Here is a 22,113-nt window from a genome sequence, read left to right on the forward strand (position 1 = left end):
TGTGAAAAGCATCAAAATTTTCAACACATATCATCATTATCAAACTATAATCACAATATCATGAAAACAGGTTTAAGCACAGTGCTTTTCGCACTTTTATTGATTTTCGGCATAAATATCAACGCCAGCGCACAAGGTTGCAGTGATGCTGGTATCTGCACCGCTCCATCCGTAAGTAGCGGTGCAGGTGAGGAAGATGGCTTTAACAGTAGTATCAGCTTGGAATTACCTTATGGGATTGGAGATGATGGCGTCTCAATTTTTTCACCTACCTTAGTCGGAACTTATGCCATATCCCCAAAAACCATAGCTCAAATCAAGTTGCCATTCGTCTTTGCTTCCGGAAACCTTGGTAGTGTATCCGGGCTGGGGGATATCACTACATCATTGACAAGAGAACTAATATCCAATACGGATTATAAACTCATGGCCACAGTAGGAGTTCGAATCGGTGTTAACAATGCAGATGCGACAGAAAATAACAAGCCTCTGCCGATGGTATACCAGACAAGTCTCGGAACCACGGATCTTTTATTAGGAATTTCTGCCAAATACAAAGCTTGGCTTTTCGCTTTAGGATATCAACAAAACCTAACTGGTGAAAACGGCAATGAATTCCTTATGAATAGTCCTGCATGGGTCGGAAATGAACACGTCTCGGAGTACCCGGACTCCAGAATGCTTAATCGCAAGCCAGACTTGATGATTAGAATCGAAAGAAAATTCGAAATCGGAAAATTGAATCTATATGCAGGGTTACTTCCTATATTTCATCTTGGAGAGGACGAGTATTTGGATATGGAAGGCAATAACATGAAAATCGAAGGATCTAGTGGCTTAACCCTTAATGCAAACGTGAATTTAAGATACAGAATGGCTGACAACATTGATTTAGGGCTAAACATCGGCGCTCCTCTTATCGTCAGAGAAACAAGACCAGATGGATTAACTAGGGCTTTTGTTATTTCACCTTCTATAAAGTTCTTATTTTAAAACACCACACCTTTATTAAAAGCAGGAAAAGCCACCCAAAGGCTATCCTGCTTGTTTGTCAGCAAAGTACTTTTCTACAGCCTTAAATCTGTAATCGAAAATTTCATTAAGTTTATTTCGTATAAACAAACTATTCGCCACGGCACCTAGCACACCTAATGGAGGCTGATAACTTATCAAATCTGTCATTAGAACTCCTCCTTCTTGCTCTTCGATATGATGCTGATGATGCCACATAGCATACGGACCAATTCTTTGCTCATCAATAAAAAACGATTTATCCTTAATTTGAGTTATTTCAGTCACCCATTGCGTAGGTATCCCCAATACCGGCTTGACAATGTAGCTGATGATCATTCCCGCATACATTTCATTCCCCAAATTCTTCGATGTGATATCAAATCCCATATAATCCGGAGTTATAACCTTAAGATTTTGAGGATTAGAAATAAAATTCCATACACTATTCAAATCTGCGTCAATCAACTGGGTCTTTCTAAATTGATAAAATGCCATAGTTTTTTTAGAATACGAACGAAACAAAATGTTTAATGTTTCATTAAAATTAATGAACAAAAATAAAGGAAAGCATATATTCTATTTTTTATTATTAAAATAACAACATATTATAACCTTTTGATCTTATATAAATACCGCTAAGGATAAGGGAAGGAATATATGTATAGATCAAATGAAATCGAAAAATTGCTGAGTGAAGAAAAATTAAATACGATAACCCATGGTTTTGGAGCCTTATGCGGAATAGTGGCTACAGTGATTTTGTCTATAGAAACTTCTGAAATAGATGGTTTTTGGAGAAAGTTGAGCGCGGTTACTTTTGGCATATGTTTTATGATCGTATATACAACTTCAACCATATACCATGGGACAGTGAACCCCAGATGGAAAGAAATATTTCAAACTCTGGATCATTCCGCTATTTACTTGATGATCGCAGGAACGTACACGCCTCTTGGCGCTTATTCCGCCTATCATTACCCTTGGGGCAAGTACGCATTGATTGGTATATGGTTATTAGCAAGCATAGGCATATTTTTCAAATTCAAATACACCAAAAGAAATGAAGTCTATTCAACTTTAATCTATCTTATAATGGGATGGGGGGCTATTCTTGCCGTCAAGCCCTTATTTCATGTCATAGAAACACCCGGCAAAGCATTAATCATCATAGGAGGCTTAGTATATACACTCGGTACTATATTTTATCTATGGAGAAGAATACCCTATAGCCATGCGATATGGCATATGTTCGCAGTAGGAGGAAGCGTATGCCATTTTTTCGCCATCTACAGATATATTATACCTCTGGAATTCGACTAACCTGCTGTAGTATCGCACTGATCCTCGGAACAATTCTGGCCATGAGTCTCCCTAATTGCTTCTCCCGACAATTCATCGAATATCTTAATAAATGTTTCAGGGTATTGTGCACCCTTGACCATATATTTATCATTGATAATAAAGCAAGGAACTGCGTCAATTCCCATATCCCTGATGCTTAACTCTTCTTCCTTGATTTCTCTGCTTCCAGTATGCTTGTGGGAAAAAGCCTCAATAATAGCATTTGACAAACCTACATCATTAGCTAATTCCAGTATATTGTCCTTGATAGTTAAATCTATTCCTTCAGTAAAGAATGCCTTGAACAAACGCTTTTTGAAAACATACTGTTTTTTTTCATAAGAAGCCAACCATAACAATCGATGAAGCTCAAAGGTATTTGGCATCCTTTCTATGGCGTCCATATTCATTTCCAAACCAATTTGCCTAGCGGAAACCTCCACAGTATTAATCAAACTTTCAACCGCGGATTGACTGCCGAACTTTGTCTCCAGATACGCGTTTCTAGATATCCCTTCTTTTGAAAGGTGAGGATTCAATTGAAAGGCCTTAAAATTGATATCAAAAGAATACCGTTCGCTCGACTCGGAAACAGCTTTCTCCAGCCTCTTCAAGCCTATATAACACCATGGACATACGATGTCTGAAACTATATCGATCTTTATTTTATCTTTCATGTGTTTCTAAGTGAGATGAACCGTAATCCTTATGGACGAATTTAACTATAAAAATGTTACCAAAGTATTAAAACTTAAACCCAACCTTAAAAATTACTCCCTTAAACTCATCATTAACTATCGCTGTAGCCAATTCCAAACTTGCAATAGTGAAAACATTGTCTACTCCGTAGCCAATTTCAACATAATTGCCTAATACCGGTGTGTATAAATAATTAGCGAAAAATAACTCTCGAATGAATGTTTTATTTAGCCAAGGCAATCTTTTGAGTAATATTCTATCTGCATAGACCGTACCGAAAAGCTGAAAATAGCTTTCCTCAGTACTGTACTCATAGTAATTCAAGAGTCTATATCTCCCAAAGTTTTCTCCAAAATACACAGGCAGTTGAACACTATTAAAATGCATAAAATCCATGAAGAAAACAGACGAATTATTTATGAATGTTCCAGCGACAGCTTTATACCTTAATTTACTGGCGACACCTAAATCAAATGTTTGTTGAATGTTAAAACTAAGTTCATCAAAATTAACTTGGCTGTTTAAAACTTTCGGGACTCCCTTGGTATAAGATATTTCAAAGGTCGGAAACTTTGAATAAGCCATCCTTTTCTTGCCATCGATTATTCGATAATAGTATTGAGGTGTGAATGCCAATTTTCCTGAAAATATCAAAGCAGCGTGATCATCAAATGAAGTATTGTCAATTTCTTTATTTTCAGGAGCGTTAGGAGTAAATTCTCTATCCCAAGGGAAAAAATACCATCCAGAGTGATTCCTCAAAGCCTCGCGATATGCCCATTCGGCTGTGGTTGTCAAAACAAGGCCATTGGCGATATCAACCGTATTATCCAATTTCAAAAAATCTTTCTGATAAAACTTCTTTAGGTTTTCCTTTAAAATCAATGTCCCAAACACATTAACCCAAGTATTCATACCTGTTTCTTCATTGAAATCAACCACATCACGTCCACCTTTTATTGAAAATTCCCCACGACTCAATGGAGCATACTTGTAGTTTATCTCTCCAATGCCTAGCCATACTTTTCTGGAAAAAGCATACCTTGTTTTTCCCACAACCTCGAGTTCATTATTTTCATAGTCCTTAGTAAACTTGAGGCCTGTGCTCATTTTCAATCCGTCTACCGTATTATACTCCAGATCTTGCAACAAGCCCAAATATCTCAATTCTTTCTTCAAGCTATCATTTTCCGCTAAATCAACTCCAAAAATCAAGGAATCGAATACTTTACCAATCTTGCTTGCCTTGCTGCTATCCACTTCGTTATTACTTTCGATAAATTTCAAAGTATCCAGTTTGATATAACTCTGCTCTTCTCTCAAAGTCAATGGAATAGGCCTAATCTCTTCCCAATAAATAGAATCCCTCTCATAAGCCAAAGAATCAACCTCCACATCTAAAAAACCTTCATCCTCTTTTTTAATCTCCAATGACTCCCTTTTCTTGGATGTAGACTTTCTAACTTCTTTTTCTAGCTTTTTCATCTCGCGATTATTCAAGCTTTCAGATACAATCGCTTCTGAAACAGAATTTTCTTTATTTTCTGAGAGGGCTTGTATTGACTTATTCAACTTGATCTCATAATCGCTTACAGAAACCAGATACTGAACATCAAGCTCAACTCCCAGATATTCGATTTGTCCCAAAATATCAAAAGTCACCGGCATCCAAACATTTTCGGAAACAGGAGCATAGCTTTGTTTCATATTGATTAACCCAAACTCGCTATCAAACTGCAAATTAGCGCTATGGACATTCCACAGTTCTTCAGCGATATATATATGCCCATTAAATAACTTAAGTCCCTTTTGTCTAGGTATAACTTTTATCTTATTGATGGTAATGCCGTGATCTTCAAAGAAGCCTTCATACTCAAATCGATAATGCGAAAAAGCACTTCTAGCCAAAGGAGAAAGAACATCGACAAATCTCTCTTCATATATACTGCTCATCACCATTGGCAATGGATCAAAATCCGTATCAGGCAAATTGCTCTTCGTCGAAAGGATTTTGTTCTTGTATTGATTAGGGTTCTTATATTCCACTTCTGCTATAGACTCCACAATCATTTTTTCCTTAAGCAATATATCAAGGCTTTTTCTCATTTCTTTATCCAGCATCCATTTGAAAACCTTCGGCACTTTCTCCAAGGAAGCAGACCCTTTGACATAAGCCTTTGCAGAATAACTTTCAACCAGATTAAGATAATACGATCGGAGACTAATCGTCTTCCGCATAATCGCATATGCAGGGTCTTCGCTTTTGCCTGTTACGCTTACCGTCGCAAGACTGATGCTTTGATTCATCAAGACCACGTCCTGATTTTGCAACTCCGTCCCATTGATTTGAGCTTTGATCACCTTATTTTGATAACTCAAATGCTGAAAAGTAATCTCATATTCGCCCTTGGGAAGCCTCAAACTATAATTTCCCGACTCATTGGAAGCCGTGGTAAACTTTGCATCGCTCGTGTAAATACTAACAAATGGTATCGGATTTCCCTCTTCATCCAATATACTACCTTTCAAACCTTGTCCTAAGGCACTGGAAATTGAAAAGCATAAAAAAATAAAAAAAAGTAGTTTTGTTTTCATTGTAATAGAAGCTAAAGAATCATATTTCCAACAAATTCATGAACCGTTTTGGCAAGTCAGAAATGTGATTTCGAATATTCATTAATCTAAATTCTTCATGAAAAGCTTCTCCGTCTTTAGTTGGCAAGATTTGATTCAAATGAATTTTATTTCGCTCAATTCTCAACGCATTCAAAACGACAACCAATTCCCCCAAATACTTGACATCATCTTTATTAGAACTGATTAACAACATCTTATTTTTAAAATCTTTAATAATGCCTATCAACTGACTAAAGGTCAAATGCTGATCATCAGGATATTTTTTCGCATGTTTCTTTATTTCCACCAAAGACAGCTTTCTCCTTTTCACCAATTCATGAATGAACATTTCAAGCAGTGCCTCCGCCAAAGTTCCAAAGTGAAAAATTTCGGATTTGATATTAGATTGTTCCCACTCAAAAGGCGGATGCAAATATTCATTCAAAGCCTGCTCATAAGCCGCCATATATCTAATGGATATCAATTTTTCAAAAGTATCTTCATCGCAAATCTCATTTTCCAACAAAAACAAATACTTGTCTTTTATTTCTTCTTTCTTAGGATGTATATTTCTTTCTAGTTCCTTTAAAAAAAGTTCCCACGTCGCGAATGTCATAACAACTAAAATTTTATCATTAAAAAATCTGAATTCAAAGAATGAGAATAATTTATACATAAAATGTATTTTATTCAAAAAAAGAAACATCTTATAAAAATTAAAGCTTAAATGTATATAAAATTCATATGATATCTTTTTTACTTGAAATCTCTACAAGAACATATCAATAAACCTGTTCAACCTGTACTTTCGGGAAAATGCGCACAAGCAAAGCCCCCTCCTGAACATGAGTTCAAGAATCATGAAGATGTTATCCAAAGAGCTGTTGGCTTTGAAGTAGAAATTCCGGGTTTCTTCACCTACATGAGCGAAGAGGAGTTTTACAAACATGGGGACTACGGAGCAACAAGCCAAACTCATAAAACTCCTTTTAAAAAAGGCGACACTATCTTTGAAGATGAAGGCTACAGCTTGCAGGTTGATGTGCCTGAAACAGGAAATGCTTATCTCGAATTTGTCACTGATCCCTTTGAGGAAACTCAAGATGGCTTTCTTCAAATGATGGGAGTCATGGAAAAGTTGTATGAATTTGGAAAAGCTCTCAATCAAAAGGTCTGGGAGCGAAACGAATTGGACTTGATAGGAATAAAAGGCATAAAGCCCTCATCCGGGGTAATGGCGCCTTGGTTTGAAAATGCAACAGTCTTCACTAGGCAAAAGCATGTCATGGGATACTTTCAAATGACCGCCGGCATCAGACAAGATAAGCTATGGCAATTATTGGAAGATTTAAGCGCTCCCTTGAAAGAAGAAACACAAGAAATGAAAATTAGAAGGCAGGCAGGAAGGACAATGATCATGTCTGTTAGCGACAAGCCTTATGACACTGCTGGTTCTAGGTCTAGAACCATAAGGTATATTCTCAATGCCATTGAAAAAGTGTCCTTGGAAGAATATCCTATGAGTGAATCGCTTATGGGATTGCTATCATCAGTGGTCACTTACCTTTACTACTCTGCATATGAGATTGGGAAGTACGCTAAATCTTTCACGCCTTTACTCTGGAGAACCGACTTTGCTAAAATGTTCGAATTGCTACCCGAAATGGAACAGGAAGATCTCAAAGCTGAAGATGGAAAAAAATGGGTTGAAGTGGTTTACTCCGTTTGCAGCAAGCTTCATCGAGAAGATTTTTCCAAGCCGTTTTTCAAAGAAGGAATATTCGTGAATAGCAAACCTGCCATTCATAGAAACATTTTGAAAGATCTCAGCCGAATACAATGGCTCAAAGGAATCGCCAGAGGTCAGGATTTGCTAACGGAAAGAAACTTCCCTAACAAGCTTCGTGCATATGAATTGGAATCTCTAGGCTCCATGGGAGATAGAGTGGATATGGTAGGACATGGGCAAGAACATCAGGCTCCAATTGTCGAATTCCGCACTATCTTAACTCCAAGGCACTTTTCATACTGGAAGTCATTCGCTCACTCAGCTTTTGAAATGGTGTATGCCCTTAATCACGATATGGAACAAAAATATGGTGAAAACACGCCTTTGGATCCATAATATTAGCATCAAAAAGTCTAATTTTCATTCAAACCATCTTTTGCACTTGTAGTTATTTCCTAAGATAAAATTTATTCTTAATGAAAAAACTAGCCTTACTCATAGCTACAAAAGATATTATCTGGAAAGCATTGTCATCGTTTGCTTATTTTTTTGTCTTATGCTATCGACTTCGAAAAATGTTTTTGCACAAATCCTTAGCCAAAAAGGTCGATATGAAAATATTCAATGAAATGAAGGTTTTAAGCGGCCCTTTCGAAGGAATGCAATATCCTTGTATTGATGCGGTTGGCAGCACTATTTACCCCAAATTAATTGGATCTTATGAAAAAGAGCTTTGGCCAACTATTGAGCAAGTCAAAAACAAGAGTTACTCATGCGTTTTCGATATTGGCTGCGCTGAAGGGTACTATGCGGTAGGACTAGCCAAATCAATGCCTAGCACAAAAGTTTATGCCTTTGACCTTGACCCTGTAGGCAGAAGGCTTTGCCATCGCATGGCCAAGCTTAACAATGTGCAAGACAAAGTTATCATCAAAGAATATTGCGACCCTGAATTCTTAAATGATTTTGAGTTTGGAGAAGCCGCATTAATCATTTCCGACTGTGAAGGATTTGAAAAACTTCTTTTTAATGAAAATAATATCGAGAATCTCAAAAAATGCGATTTAATCATCGAAACTCATGATTGCTACGATATTGAAATCTCTACGTATCTCAAAAAATTATTTGAAGACACTCATGTTATCCATTCTGTTTTGAGCACAGATGATGTCCAAAAAGCATTGCATTATAACTTTGACACTATTCAGAACCTCAGTCTGGACCAAAAGAAATATCTATTGTCAGAAAGAAGGTCTTCGATCATGGAATGGCTTTATTGCGAATCAAAGCATAATTTAAACCGTTGATGAGTTATCCAACTTCATCAATACCATTCCACCTCGATTGGCACTTCAAGCCAAGGATACTTGATCATTCCCAAGCTCCATGGGAGCTGGCCTAATAATATATCAACTGTTTTTTTCTCTACCGTAACTCGCCATACTCTTCCGCCTTCATTAACAACCTTTCCTTCTCTCATCAAAAAAGTCGCTCTCAAATTGTCTATATCTTTTGTTTTGGCTCCTTTCCAATGATCCAATACCGATGACAACAGCCCGTCGCATGTGTTCATGTCTTTTTCTGTCAGTTCAATTTCCACCGGCAATGGCTCTTCGAGAGGATAACCGCACATCACCTTGTTAAGATACAGTTCCTGTTCAGGTATATCTGTTCTTTTTGACACCAAATACTGCAATACATATACGGCTTTTTCCTGACTTTCACGATCATGAAAACCTTTATTGTCCCTCAACTCCAACATTTTAAAAAGTCTTGGCAAAAATGGATGCAAAAGCACCAAACCAGCATTATTCACATATACTGGCTGAGAAACATTTTCAGGCAGGTCATTGAACTCGTATCTTATCTTTTTCTTCGCCTTTTCAAGCTCTTCTTCAATTTTCATCAATCTTTGCTCAACTTCAAAATGTTTTTTATTGTCCTTCTGAACATTATCGGACTTTTCATCCATTGAGCTTTGCGTCTGTTTGATCTGATATTGAATGTGCTCGGACTCTTCTTTCAGTTCTTTTATGCTCTGATGTTTGTTGGCTACTAAAAGATTGAAATTCTTCAGCGTTTCTTTTTGTTCCGATATATTTTTCTTCAACCTTTCAATTCTTTCGGATTGCAACTCAACGGCTTCATAACTTGCGAATATAGGTTCTAAAATGTTCCCGAATGAAACCTTGGAGATATCAAGCAATTGATGTTCTAAAATAAACTGAATAAATACTTTCAAGATATATATATCAGAAATCAATTTTTCCAAAAACTGCTTCTCTATAGCCTTTTGGTCTTCTCCAATGCCTGAGCTTTCCTTTAATGCCCCTTCCTCTTTTTGGTCATCGTTATGCTCTAGCTTAGACAACTCTTTAGCTATTACATAGTCCAATTGCTTTTGGTAATCAGCATCAGTTGATTCAAGCTTTAAGATTATCAAAACCGATTCAACAATTTTAGCATATTCACTCATCCGCTCTTGGCTAATCTCATCAATAGCCAAATCCTTATTATGATCAACCCTTATTGCAATAGCCTTAGATAGGGCTTTTTGCAAAAATTTCTCTCTACTTTTTTCTTCTGTAAATCGTGCCTTGCCCTCAAAAATAGACTCCCTAACTTCCTTAAAGCTTTCCCTATCTTCATAAAGAATCAAAAAATAAGCGGAAATAAAGCCACTTTCTAATACTCCCATCTTATCGCTGAAGATTCTCCCTTCACGCAACTCTATGCCTAAGCTTTTTGCCAACCACATATAATCTTCAGGCTTTTCCTCTGCTTGCTCGTAATCTTGAGCAAAAGACAAAAACAACTTTAGCGTTTCTCCCCAAACGAGTCGCTCTGTTTCCAAACCTTCACGATCAATCAATGTTTCATTGTATGACACTTCCAGTACTTCTTTCCTAGCAACAAGCTTGGTCATTTGTCCTTCCAATCCGCTAAGTTCCTGTGATATTGTCAACAAGCTGTTTTGAAAAAAGCCCGTCTCTTCCTCAAGTTCTTTTAGCTGTTGATCATTTTCACGAACCAATTTTTGCAAGTCATTCAATAAGGACATTTGCTCTTTCAACCATTCACGCACAGCATCAGCCTCCTTCTTCTTCAACTCCATCTCTTTCATAACATCATCATGTTGTGCCAAAAGCTCCGCCAACTCTTCTCTTTCCAAATCTTTCTCCGTCCATTGATACTGCAAGTCTTTCACCTTGGGGAATAAGCTTATAATATCATCAGCTACTGATTCGTCTGTCAACAAACTTTGATAGTACATTTGAATAGCCAGTCTATTTGACGAAAAGGCGTAACTCTTCGATATCTTTTCCATGACTACTTTCAACTGTATCAATTCAGATTGCCTATTATAAATTCCTTGGCTTAAAATGCTTTTTGTCCAAATTGGCTGTAGCCATTTCCAAGCTTTCATAATGGCTTCCTCGCCCTGGATTTTATTCTTCGAAATTGAAACTACGGACATAGACAGCACACTCAACCATTGGTGCCAATCTCTAACAAATTCGCTGGAAATAGCTGATAAGACTTCCATAAATGAACGATACGAAAATTTATCAAGCAATTTCAAGACATTAGGCTTGTTAGAATGACTCAAAAAGATCGCTTTAAAATTTGAATCTGAATTTATATAATTGAATAACGCTCTTTCGATGACTTCTAGGTTCCACGACCTGTCAAGCGATTTTCCCAATGTCAGAAAATCAATCAATTCTTGCTTTAAATTCACTTCCTTTGATTCCGGAACTAAATGCAAAGCTATTTCCTTTACAAACTCTTCATTTTGAGAAGCTGAAAATGATTCTCTCAGCGTATTCGGAACTTCTGTTTTGGCTAATAATCTCTTCCATTTTTCGACCAACATTTTATCCGCTGTTCCCCTCAATACCTTCTCCAGCTCTGGAGTTGATAGTTCTCTTTTTACGGACAAGACGAATTCTTTCCCTTTGGCCACATATTGCTTTAAAACTCCTAAAAAACTATCATCAATTTGAATTTTCAAGCGAGCAACAAATTTCAACAAAGATTCGAAGAAAATCGGACCGGCAACAGCATCGCTCATGATAGACTCAAGTCCATGGTGCAAAGCTCTGGGATTAGAAGAAAATGATAGGCTAATTTCCTCAATCAAGCGCTTGTCATCGTACTTCAACGCAGGCAATAATAAATTGATATCAAACTGGTATTGAGAATTGCTAAAGTCTAATAGCTCTACAGTAGAGCTTTCCAAGTTATACTGTTTCAGAATCAATTTCCTCAATTTCTCCGGCAACTTGTCAACTTCTTGAAGTAGAGTAGGAGCAAAGGGCATGTCTCTTAACAACTTTTCGACATATTGGGAATGATTCGCCCAATGCTTAACCAATAATTGTATCGGATTGATTTCTGACAAAGTCGTATCATACATGGTTGGCAATTTGCCGTACATGATATAATACCTGATCATCGCCATTTCCTCAAATAACAATTTCGTTTCCTTATGCTCGACGAGATCTTCTCCCAAATCATTATTCATCTTCTTGATCAAAGCATCAACTTTCTTATCCTCAGCTATCGCATCCAAGTTATCCACCAATAACTCTTTCTCTGAAAACACCACTTTGTCTTCTATTAAAAAAATATAGGAAACTAAAATTACTTGAGCCAAAATATCCAAATGGAGTGTCTCGCTTTTTAGCTTCTTATAAATCTCAAAATAGAAATTCTCCAGATTATCTACTGGCTTTGACAAAAATAATTGCTCCCAAAACGAAAGTTCAATCGCGACTTCACTTACATTTATTTTCAAGGAGTTTGCGGAAAATACTTTGATTAAATCAGCTTTGGCTTTTTCCCATTTTGAAAATGAAATGAAATCATTGCCAATTACATCATAAAGATACTTCTGCTTGGATTTTGGCATTTTGATCATCATGCGGTACTTATCTGAGAATTTCAACCAATCATCCGACAAGTAAGCTCTCACTTGATTTTTAGAAAAAGAAGCTAAGAAGCTCTGAGCTTTTTCATTATCAAGCGTTTCAAAAAAGCGCAATACATTAAAGGATACTTTTCTAGATCTCACCTCCCAAACAATCTTCCAAACATCTTCGACCTTTAACTTCCTCCCTGATATCCCTAAGGAAAGCATCATCTCCAAAAACGATTCTTTTAATACCTTATCATTGAAAATGTTGTCCAAATAATGAACAAACTCATCAACTTGAGCATAAACATCTTCGGATGCATCAAGGCTTTTGAATATAACATCCCATTCTTGTTTGGTGAAAGTCCTAATGAATCGAATTCGTGATTTTCTATCTTTCAAAACCTCCACAACTCTAGCCTTAAACTTTGGGTCTTCTTTTATTCTCTCAATAAAATTTTCCCTAAAAGAAGCTAAAGTATCTTGAGGAGCTATTGCCTCGCTCGGAAGCTGCCCTTTCTGCAAGAAGGAAATATATGTATCCTTTTCAGAATCATTCAATGAGATAATGCTAAACTCCTCTTCACCTTTACTAAGCATATTAATCTGCATTAACTTATGCAGCTTTTCATCCAATGCTAAAAATAGAGCTTGTTCCAACTTATCCTTATAACCATTAAGTCCTTGGATTGAAATATCCAGCTCTAACTTGCCTACCTCAATTACAGCACCTTGAACATCATGTCGCTCCAAAGCATTATCGATAACTTTGCTCAATTTCATTTGAGCAAAATCAGCAAACTCATCCTTAAATGACAAACCGTTTTCCGAATCAGGATATTTTACATTAAACTTTAACCTTGTGATATGATGTTCTTTCCTTCCTTTCACTTGAGCTTCTATCTTTGGGCGAATTTCAATTCTGACAATATTATTTATAAAAAATAATACATTAAATAACAAAGCCCAACTCTAAATGAATTGGGCTATAAGCATCGAGAATAACCTCGTATTAATTTGTGTTTTTAATCATGCCGACCATGCCTTTATCAGACATCTCCAAGTTGGTCAATACCCATTTGGTTTCAGGAAAATACTTGACTCCTTCATCATTGTTCAATCCCCCCCAAGTATTAAATGCTGTGACTTGACCATTATCCTGCACTGACATCATCAACATCTGGCTATTTTCTTCATCCAAGGTCTTGCCCAAAAGAAAATACTGGAAGTTGACATCTCTTGACAAATGGTTGATGGAATATGTCACTGAAGAGCCTGAGGTCTCAGCGGTAGATATCAGATTATTTGTAACAATATCACCTTGAGAAGAAGATACTTTGGTCAAATAATGTTCTCCATTATCTTTTCTAGAAACAAGCGTTATCAGCCCATACTCATTGATAGAAGCAGAAAGTCTGCTACCTTGCAATTCCGACGCTTGCCTGCTTATAATTCTATCCCAAATGATATCACCATATGAATTCAACTTGATTATCCTCGGACTCAAAAAGCCATTGAACAATGTCGTTCCCACAATAACCAAATCTCCATCAAGCGTCTCGAATAAATTTTGAGCAACGTCTTCCGTCTGGTCAAATCCGTAAACTTTTTCCCAAATGACATTGCTTGTTGCTTCCTCGATTTTTGACAATAAAAATTCACTGTCATTAACATCCGTTGAAAAGATATTTCCCAGCGTATAAAGATGAGCATCTTGCGATCTTATCACATCCACTCCCGACACTTTATTTACCAATGACAGAGGAGATGCATACAACTTTTGGGTTTCCAATGTCGATTCGTTCACATTCCAAAGACCTAACCTTAAAGTATCGCCATTTCCAATGTCTCCACAAGCATAAACGGTTTGAGACTCAGAAACATTAAGCAAACTATTAATACTATTGTGGTCACCTTCGCTTTCCAAATGCTTGTATGAAACCAATTCCGCGGAAGCATCCACTCTGATCAAAAGGCTCGCTCTATAATTCAGTAAAGTAGAGTTTCCGCTTAATAAATAAGTATTGTCGTCAAAAAGCACTCCATCCACCACTTTTTGATTGAATATATCACCATAGATTTTCACCTCCTGCTCTTCGGCAGTCTTGGAAAGCTCGACAAAATCTCCGCAAGAGAACAGCAGAAATGCAAGCATCAATGTGTATATGGAACTATGTCTATTCATTTCAATTTTCGTTTCTTTTTGTTTGCGTTTTTTCGCTGATATTTTCAAAAAACAGCTATCCTCTAATTCGTAAATCGAATGATTTTACTACGATTTTTCCCATACTTCTTCATCTTCACCTTGGTCTTGTTTTTAAACTTCGGGTTGTACTTAGGTATTTTATAGCTAACAGATAGGGTTAAATAATTCTCAGAAACATCCTTATCCAAATATCCATAAGTAAGCATCGTGTTTCTATTCAACTCGGATGAATATCTTTCTGTAGTGTTCACAATATTATTAAAACCAAAATTATAGCTTAGTTCTATTCCTATCATATTGAGATTATTCTTATTCTTCAGCATCACTCCAACACTTGTCAAAGCGCCATACCTCATTGATGAGCGATTTTCAGAGAAATCAATACTCGGACTTTCTACAGACGAATCGCTAATATCTCCCGCAACATCAGTTCTTTGAACAGTCAATGAGTTTTGAGTCAAAAAGCTTGTATAAGCTCCCAAACTGACAAAAAACTGTTGCTTATCCCCTTTAAAAAAGTACTTGAATGACAATGGAAGATCTATCAGATATGAATTTTCCAATGCATTGATACTCATGAAATTGTCTTGAAAAAGTTGCTCAGTGAAATTATAGCTTCTATATGAGAAAATTCCCCCAAGGCTTAAATTCAAACCCTTATATAAATGGAGATCAATTTCAGGCCCTACTGAAAAGCCCACTTTTCCCTTGAAAGAACCATTGTAAGCCGAGCTCTGTCCCAAAGTAGGCCCATTAATCTCATTCATCATTGGCATATTAACTCCAACTTTGAATCCCCACAAAAAGATAGGTTCTTTTCTAAATGAATTAAACAACTTGATGAATTCGGCAGGGTCCGTGGCTCTGACAATTTTATAATCCGGATTGAGAGAAATAAAATTGGTCATTGTTTCTATCGCCAAATACTTCTCATTGTAATATAAATACGTTAATGTCAAAAGCTTGTAAGCCTCTGACAGTTCTGTCTTTTTCAATTGCCCGCTTTTCAGGCAATTCTCAAGCAAAGAAGGAATTTCATGAATTTTTCCTTCATCGTACTTTCTCTTTGCGGTATTGAGATTTTCTATGCATTCTGCATCCTTGTCCTCTTTTTCTTGAGAGCGAACAACAATGCTCGACATCACAAAAAAGCAAAGCAGTCCTAAAAATTTGATAGTTCTCATTCCCATTTAATGGTATCAGTGTTAAAACTATTTACAAGTGCTTTCTAAAGGAATATCCTTGCCCACATACTGTCCCCACTCTACATCCGACATTTTCCTTGTGATTTTGCCACAAAGCCTTTCAGCCATATGATCGACCTTAACAGGCCATAACCTAATGATATTGTCTCTACAACCAGCCAGCAAATATTCGCTATCAGCGCTATATGCAATTGACCAAACCCAATCATAATGATCGCTCAACACTATCGGCTGGTCATCAGGTCTAAACAAATCCCAAAGTCTCACTGTCTTGTCAAAACTCCCGGAAGCCAATTGTCTTCCATCATGCCTGAAACTTAAGTTGTTAATCCTTGCTGTGTGTCCTTTTAGATAATTCTTATGGCTTCTCTTCTTCAAATCAAAGATCTCAACCACTCCTGATTCAAACCCTATAGCAATTTCTTCCCCATTTGGATGGTATGCCAATGAGATGATAGCGCCATTTCCTTTTACTCCGACTTTGGACTCTGTCCCGTTCTTGAATTTTTTCAATGTTCCATCCGACATTCCTAGCAAAAACTCATTTCTAGACGGGTGAATAGCCAAAGCATTGATTTTCCCATCTACATTATCCTCCAACTCAAACTTGCCCTCCGAGCTATTCAAATCAAATCTGAATACGCTTCCTTGAGCTCCGATAGCAACTATGCTCTCTCCATTATCAATGAAACCTAGTTTCCACAACTCTTCAGCATCCAGTGAAATATACTTAAGATTGTTGTCAGGGTTTTTCAAATCAATAACCAATACATAAGGATAATCACCGCCGGCTACCAATAGCTCGTTTTCTGCATCTAGAGATATAGATTTATGGATTAATGAAGGGTCATTGAAAATTATATTGACATTATGCTTGTTAAGATCTCCCGACCATTCTATAATTCGCCCGTCACTTCCGGCAGAATATGTCTTATTATTTAGCGTATTGGATACGATGCTTCTAACATTTTGCGAATGGTATTGCAAAGTATTGTAATCCTCTTCCTCATTGTTCTTAATACCATAATAAAGGGCATTATACAGATCTGGATCCTGAGGATTTCCTCCATTTTCATCATAAAAATTAAATCCTTGCCTTGCCAACAAAGCCTGTAGCTCAGGATTGTCTACTTGTTGCGATTTAATCGCCATGGATTTCCCAATCGAAAGCAATCTTAAATTATATGCTTGCGATCTGGCAATTTCAGCTTGCTGCTGAGCAACTTCAGCGTATTCTTTTTGCTGTTTCGCTTCTTTCTCTTTTGATTCAGCGATAACTTGTTGTTGCAAAGCAAACTTCAAACTTTTCTTAGCTTCATTCGCAGACTTTTGAGCTCTGTTGGATTGAACCACCGCTTCTTCTGCACTTCTTTGCGCTTTTTCGCTTTCTATTTGGGCTAATTTGCTATTTTCATCTGCTTTTTGCTTCTGAACCTCAGCGATAGCTTTTTGTCTATTGGCTTCTCGACGTTTTTGCTCTCCGTAAAATAAAAACAGCAAGGCGACTATGATACCAAAGCCTAAAACTGAAGCTGTTATTCTTGCGATAAAAAGCCTTCTTTTTTGCAAGACCTCTTTACGCTTTTGCTCTTTGATAAACTCTTTCTCGCTATACTCCAAAAACAACATTGCTCTTTCATAAGCTACATCATATCTTGAAGCCCAAACTAGTGTCGGTTGTTCCGTCTTCCTCCACGAAGTGGCAATATCCAGATCCGGCGGTCTCCAAAGACTCGCCATACCAGCTTGGTGCATCGATGCGGCTTCTGACAATCTTAAATAGAGTTTTACTGACTCTGATTCTTCCTCCACCCAAGTTTTAAGCAAATCCCATATCCTCATAATACTCTCATGAGAAATGTCAACGATTGTATCATTCGTCAAAGGAACATTTGAAGGGGGCATTAATAGTGTTCTGCCCGGCATTCTGAAACATTCCACCACTTCCATCACTCGTTCTGGAGTTGTATGAGCGATTTGAGCTATTTCATCTATTGTCGCTGGCTTTCGAATGCCTCTTCCATCTGTTTTCTTCTCCGTAATTGACTTGAACAATCGCTCGCAAACCTTGCGTTGCTCTTCATTCAACTCCATAAATGCTTCCTGAGCATGTTTGGAAAGAGCTTCCTTCATCGTTCCGATGGCTTGGTAATGATGCACATCCATAGGATTGCCGCTTACATCATTCTTCTTCCAATACTCCCATGTTCTCATTAACGCATGTTGCATAATTGGAAGCTGATCAGATTGATCTTTCAAATCATTTATAATTTGACTCACCAATCCATCTGTAATATTTGTCTGAGCCATAGCCAATGGCCCTTTGATCACTTTTACCAACTGATCTTCAGTAAGTTGAGGTATCAAAAACTGGCTATTATTAATATGCTTGGCCAAATAAGGATATCTGGCGCATTCGCCAATAAAATCTGATCGAATGCCTATTGACACAAAAAGAGGCGTTTCCCTGTCATTTAATGAACGAACAAGCATATCTACAAACTGCTCGGATTGGACAGATTTTCGCTCATCTTCATAATGATCCAAAATTCTGAAAAGTTCTTCAAACTGGTCAATGATCAACAATATATTAGCGCCAAACTCGTCATTCAGCTTATGCGATACGTTCTTGATCCCCGCGTCATCCCCATGAAAAATTTCAGTTTTGCAATACCTTAGCAATTCTGACCTGCGTTCTTCTTCTAAGCCTTTGCTATCAATAAAGCTCTCCAGCGCTTTTATAAAGTTCTCCTTAGGCTGATCGCTTGGGCGCATCTTGATCACCTCCCAATTCTTTGCAAAAGACGTTTGGGTCTTCAATACCGCCGGCTCCAAACCGCAATACAAGAAGGATGACTTTCCAATACCTGAAACGCCAATCACACTCACAAAACGGTAAGTCATCAACTTCTGAAGCACTTCATTCACCTGTTCTTCCCGCCCAAAATAAAGGTGCTTTTCATGTTCCTCAAAATGCCGCAAACCTATAAATGGGTTTTGCGAACTCTTTTTCGAAGAATTGCCATGCTCTATTGTTTGTTCTAAGGTATTTTCACTCATGATTACTGAAAATAGTATTTCAAAAAATCTTTCGTTGCTTTGTAGTTTTTAAGTTTTGTTATTTTACAGCATCAAAGCCAAAAGTTCTGGCTCAAATGCTTTCTCTTGAAACCCTAATTCGGATTTCAAGTCAAAATTATATGTCAACATTTCATGCCTGATCTCTGGGAAATCGGACAATAAGTTATTCAAGTTCTCTGCGCTAATTTTATACATTGAGCAAGGAGTTAAAGCCTCCATTCTCATAGGAGAAAATGGATCTTTTAATTGCCAGTAAGAAACTAGTTGTCCTCCTGCAAAATTTCTCGGCTTGCCAATATTTTGATGCAATCTCACCTCTCCATTGAATATGATGTAATAATCCATATCTATTGCCCGATCATGGCCACAGATAATATCTCCTTCGAAAAAATGACGTGTTGTTTGAAACTTCGCAAGTTCCAACAACAACAATCCTGAAATCTTGGTCAATGGATTAATTTTTTTCAAATACGAAGTTATTTCAAACTGAAGTATGGGAATCGATTTTTGGGTTATACCTTTCAGCCTTATCGCTTCATTCACCTGCTTCTCAATTTGCCTAAAAGCCTTTTCAAGCATAAACCTTCCCTTGATATCATCAAAAGAAAATATCTCGCTTTCTTTTATAATCATACAAGCTGTCTCTGCCAATAAGCCATCATGATTAAGCAAGTGAGCATTAAAGTGCTCAAAATCCTGAGGATCTTTGAACTCTGCCAGTTCCTTCATGACACAAACTCTCGACCACCTGTTTAGATCCTTATAATCTCTCAACAATAATGACTTCAAGATCTGGTGCTTATCATTTTGCTCAACAGGGAACACATACTCTAAACTTTTAAGTCTTAAGTCATCAGGTCTTTGATCCAACAAAGGCAAAAGCATCGGTTTAAGATCGTCGCTAATCGTAATATTTATTAGTTCCAATGCAAACTCCGATTCCTCGGAATTGACACTCCAGATGTATTGCTTAATCAGTGAAATCGTATTGTTATCATACAGCAATGATAATAGCTTATATATATCATCGTAATTATATCTAATCTCGTCTTTCATACTGCTAACCAGAATTTCGGAACTTGATTCTCTACGCAATACGCTCAGAATATATATATTATTGATGGTCAAAGAGCACTTCTCCTCAAGCGCGGATCGCAACTGGGAAAATTTATCCTTATCAGCTGAAAATACGGTCTTGCTTAATGACGCTAATGACTCCGAAGCTATTTTTGGATTTGGATGAACAAGCTTGTCCAACAACTTATCTGAAGCCGCTTTAGAGCCTATTTCTCCGTATGCTTTCAATATAGCCAACTGAGCGCTTTCGCTTTGGTTAGACATGTTAAAGGCTTCCTCCAAATATGAAATCATCTGGTCTCCAGCCTCTACTATTGCCATTTTACCCACATTCACCAATTTAGGCTCGCTTAGTCTATGAACAAGTGTTTTTCTCACTTCTTCCTTTTCATAAATGCCATTGGAGGAAATAGCCTGTTGTTGAACTCTCAAATCCGCATCATGCATCAATCGATAGTTCATCATACTCGCATCTTCCTTTTTCTTCAAATATCTGGATAACTCCGCGCCTATAATTCTCTCTTTATAAAGTCTGGAATTGCTCAACTGTTGAATAAAGCTTTTTTCCGTTTCAAGCCTTTCTTTGATCTCCAATAGATAAGTCAATGTCTCTTCTATTAACTGAGCATTTCTTAATATCCTGAAATTTTTTCCCTCAGCAATTTCAGCCAATAATGGAATATACTCAACCAATCTGAGCTCGCGAATGTGATATAATAGATGCTCCTGCACCGTTTCATTATCCCACAAATTATGATAGCCAAATCCACGCATCCATTCCCTATATCTCTTATAATGAAGAATGGACAACATTGTAATCGAATTTATCGCTACTGTTGAATTCGATGTTTTTGAAAGAATATATTCCAATTGATCTTGAGGTGTAACTAGAGCTTTTCTGTCTACCTTAAGCTTTGCGTCTTTTTGTCGGTCATCAAGAGACTCTTTCAAGTTCATGATATATAATCGATGTGCCAAGAAGACAAATAATATCCAGAATAAAGCATTCCCCCATTGAAGAGCTTTTAAACCAATTGATTCAACACTGATTAAGGGAACTAAGTATTTAACAGCCACCGCTGCTAAAACCATCGACAACACATTCGAATAAAGCTGCAAATTGGTTTGGTAATCATTTCTTCTATCAATATTAATCGGCAACAAATACGTCCAAAGCAATGGGAATGAAAACCCCTTGAGCAAGGCAACAAATGCACCAAAGCCTAAACTTGCAATCAAAAAGTAAAAGAAATAGCTATCTGGATTGCTTTCCTCGACTAGATATTTATCCGAAACGAATAGCAATATCTGGAAAACCACGAATATAATCGGCAAAAGCAACTTTGAGACTTTTTGACTAAACTGACTTTCAACTTTAGGTATTACAACAAACCTGAAGATTATTTGAAACAAAGCCACAACACCTAGCAATATCAACCAAAAACCTAAACCACCATCATGACTTTCCTTTACTCCATGATTAGCAATTTTGATAAAATCAATATATGTAAGCCACAAACCGAAATACATAAAAACACTCAATGCCAGCAATCGTAAAAAGTAACCATCCACAAAGAGCTTTCTTTTTTTATTCTCTGTCTTTACTACCAAATGATTATATCGCACTCTGTTCAAATCCCTTGAAACGCTAATCATTACAATGAAAACCAATACCAATGGGATGAGCAAAATATATAGATTGGAAAATATTTCCCTTATATTCAAACCTACAAATCGCTTATCCTCCAACAATAAAAATGCTACAGATACAATGCAACCGATGATAAAACTAGCCTCAGTCCATGTTCCTCTTTTGACAACCTTTAATTCGTCAGCAGTATGCTTTGCAAGGCTATTAATGATGTTATAAACAAAAAACTGCGAGACCAAAAGTATTCCAAACGTATACCTCCACTCCAGATAAGTTGCCATGCTCATCTTATAATAATTTTCCCATATAGCTTGATAGCAAACTATTGCCAAAAAACTTATAAAAGAAAAACCTCCAAATACCGAAAATGAGTATTTAGAGGCCAAATATCTATAAATCATTCCGATAGGCAGTATAGCCAATCCAGAATAAAACAACACAGAGACCACTTCATTCAATGGAAGTGGTTTCTGTGTAATATTAACAAATATTAGTGTTTGATAATAAGAAAATACTATTCCTAGTAGTAATGCAAATAAATAGTATATCGAATGCTTTTGTTTCATTATTTGTTTT

The 22,113-nt window shown here is 37.0% G+C and carries 13 protein-coding genes; 4 read left to right on the plus strand and 9 right to left on the minus strand.

Going from position 1 to position 22,113, the window contains the following annotated elements; genetic code table 11:
- Positions 1-60 precede the first annotated feature (60 nt).
- Positions 61-993 carry a hypothetical protein gene (locus AABK36_RS19665; RefSeq protein ID WP_309936878.1) on the plus strand — a complete coding sequence of 311 codons (933 nt, stop codon included), beginning with the start codon at positions 61-63 and terminating at the stop codon, positions 991-993.
- A 42-nt stretch (positions 994-1,035) separates the two neighbouring features.
- Here AABK36_RS19665 and AABK36_RS19670 read toward each other — a convergent pair whose 3' ends face one another.
- Positions 1,036-1,509, minus strand: coding sequence for an SRPBCC family protein (locus AABK36_RS19670; RefSeq protein WP_309936880.1), 474 nt, complete (start codon positions 1,507-1,509; stop codon positions 1,036-1,038).
- 162 nt (positions 1,510-1,671) lie between these two features.
- Here AABK36_RS19670 and trhA point away from each other — a divergent pair, with 162 nt between their 5' ends.
- Positions 1,672-2,334: a PAQR family membrane homeostasis protein TrhA gene (gene trhA, locus AABK36_RS19675; protein WP_309936882.1), complete on the plus strand. Its 663-nt coding sequence runs from the start codon at positions 1,672-1,674 to the stop codon at positions 2,332-2,334.
- Here trhA and AABK36_RS19680 read toward each other — a convergent pair.
- The 3 genes from AABK36_RS19680 to AABK36_RS19690 all read right to left on the minus strand — a co-directional run bounded on the left by AABK36_RS19680 (position 2,331) and on the right by AABK36_RS19690 (position 6,286).
- Positions 2,331-3,032 carry a DsbA family oxidoreductase gene (locus AABK36_RS19680; protein ID WP_309936883.1) on the minus strand — a complete coding sequence of 234 codons (702 nt, stop codon included), beginning with the start codon at positions 3,030-3,032 and terminating at the stop codon, positions 2,331-2,333. The two genes, trhA and AABK36_RS19680, sit on opposite strands and share 4 nt — an antisense overlap.
- Positions 3,033-3,099: 67 nt before the next feature.
- Entirely contained in the window at positions 3,100-5,649 is a 2,550-nt protein-coding gene (locus AABK36_RS19685; RefSeq protein WP_309936884.1) for a DUF5686 and carboxypeptidase regulatory-like domain-containing protein, read from the minus strand.
- Positions 5,650-5,668: 19 nt separating this feature from the next.
- Positions 5,669-6,286: a hypothetical protein gene (locus AABK36_RS19690; RefSeq protein WP_309936885.1), complete on the minus strand. Its 618-nt coding sequence runs from the start codon at positions 6,284-6,286 to the stop codon at positions 5,669-5,671.
- Positions 6,287-6,430: 144 nt separating this feature from the next.
- Here AABK36_RS19690 and AABK36_RS19695 point away from each other — a divergent pair, with 144 nt between their 5' ends.
- Positions 6,431-7,795, plus strand: coding sequence for a hypothetical protein (locus AABK36_RS19695; RefSeq protein ID WP_309936886.1), 1,365 nt, complete (start codon positions 6,431-6,433; stop codon positions 7,793-7,795).
- A gap of 80 nt (positions 7,796-7,875) precedes the next feature.
- Positions 7,876-8,706, plus strand: coding sequence for a class I SAM-dependent methyltransferase (locus AABK36_RS19700; RefSeq protein ID WP_309936887.1), 831 nt, complete (start codon positions 7,876-7,878; stop codon positions 8,704-8,706).
- A gap of 17 nt (positions 8,707-8,723) precedes the next feature.
- Here the strand turns inward: AABK36_RS19700 and AABK36_RS19705 are convergent, their stop codons facing one another.
- From AABK36_RS19705 to AABK36_RS19725, 5 genes are all read right to left on the minus strand, one after another.
- Entirely contained in the window at positions 8,724-13,208 is a 4,485-nt protein-coding gene (locus AABK36_RS19705; protein WP_309936888.1) for a contractile injection system tape measure protein, read from the minus strand.
- Between the two features lie 121 nt (positions 13,209-13,329).
- The gene (locus AABK36_RS19710) at positions 13,330-14,502 is read right to left on the minus strand and encodes a hypothetical protein (RefSeq protein ID WP_309936889.1); all 1,173 of its coding nucleotides are present in this window, start codon (positions 14,500-14,502) and stop codon (positions 13,330-13,332) included.
- A 62-nt stretch (positions 14,503-14,564) separates the two neighbouring features.
- Positions 14,565-15,707: a porin family protein gene (locus tag AABK36_RS19715; protein WP_309936890.1), complete on the minus strand. Its 1,143-nt coding sequence runs from the start codon at positions 15,705-15,707 to the stop codon at positions 14,565-14,567.
- A gap of 27 nt (positions 15,708-15,734) precedes the next feature.
- The gene (locus AABK36_RS19720) at positions 15,735-18,788 is read right to left on the minus strand and encodes an nSTAND1 domain-containing NTPase (RefSeq protein WP_309936891.1); all 3,054 of its coding nucleotides are present in this window, start codon (positions 18,786-18,788) and stop codon (positions 15,735-15,737) included.
- Positions 18,789-18,851: 63 nt separating this feature from the next.
- Entirely contained in the window at positions 18,852-22,103 is a 3,252-nt protein-coding gene (locus tag AABK36_RS19725; protein ID WP_309936892.1) for a hypothetical protein, read from the minus strand.
- Positions 22,104-22,113 lie beyond the last annotated feature (10 nt).

The organism is Aureibacter tunicatorum (assembly GCF_036492635.1).
In the GTDB taxonomy this organism is placed as follows: Bacteria; Bacteroidota; Bacteroidia; order Cytophagales; family Cyclobacteriaceae; genus Aureibacter; species Aureibacter tunicatorum.

Bases quoted from the DNA above. Each gene is read 5' to 3' on its own strand.
- AABK36_RS19665 (WP_309936878.1), top strand. From the start codon at position 61: ATGAAAACAGGTTTAAGCACAGTGCTTTTCGCACTTTTATTGATTTTC.
- AABK36_RS19670 (WP_309936880.1), bottom strand. From the start codon at position 1,509: ATGGCATTTTATCAATTTAGAAAGACCCAGTTGATTGACGCAGATTTG.
- trhA (WP_309936882.1), top strand. From the start codon at position 1,672: ATGTATAGATCAAATGAAATCGAAAAATTGCTGAGTGAAGAAAAATTA.
- AABK36_RS19680 (WP_309936883.1), bottom strand. From the start codon at position 3,032: ATGAAAGATAAAATAAAGATCGATATAGTTTCAGACATCGTATGTCCA.
- AABK36_RS19685 (WP_309936884.1), bottom strand. From the start codon at position 5,649: ATGAAAACAAAACTACTTTTTTTTATTTTTTTATGCTTTTCAATTTCC.
- AABK36_RS19690 (WP_309936885.1), bottom strand. From the start codon at position 6,286: ATGACATTCGCGACGTGGGAACTTTTTTTAAAGGAACTAGAAAGAAAT.
- AABK36_RS19700 (WP_309936887.1), top strand. From the start codon at position 7,876: ATGAAAAAACTAGCCTTACTCATAGCTACAAAAGATATTATCTGGAAA.
- AABK36_RS19710 (WP_309936889.1), bottom strand. From the start codon at position 14,502: ATGAATAGACATAGTTCCATATACACATTGATGCTTGCATTTCTGCTG.
- AABK36_RS19715 (WP_309936890.1), bottom strand. From the start codon at position 15,707: ATGAGAACTATCAAATTTTTAGGACTGCTTTGCTTTTTTGTGATGTCG.
- AABK36_RS19720 (WP_309936891.1), bottom strand. From the start codon at position 18,788: ATGAGTGAAAATACCTTAGAACAAACAATAGAGCATGGCAATTCTTCG.
- AABK36_RS19725 (WP_309936892.1), bottom strand. From the start codon at position 22,103: ATGAAACAAAAGCATTCGATATACTATTTATTTGCATTACTACTAGGA.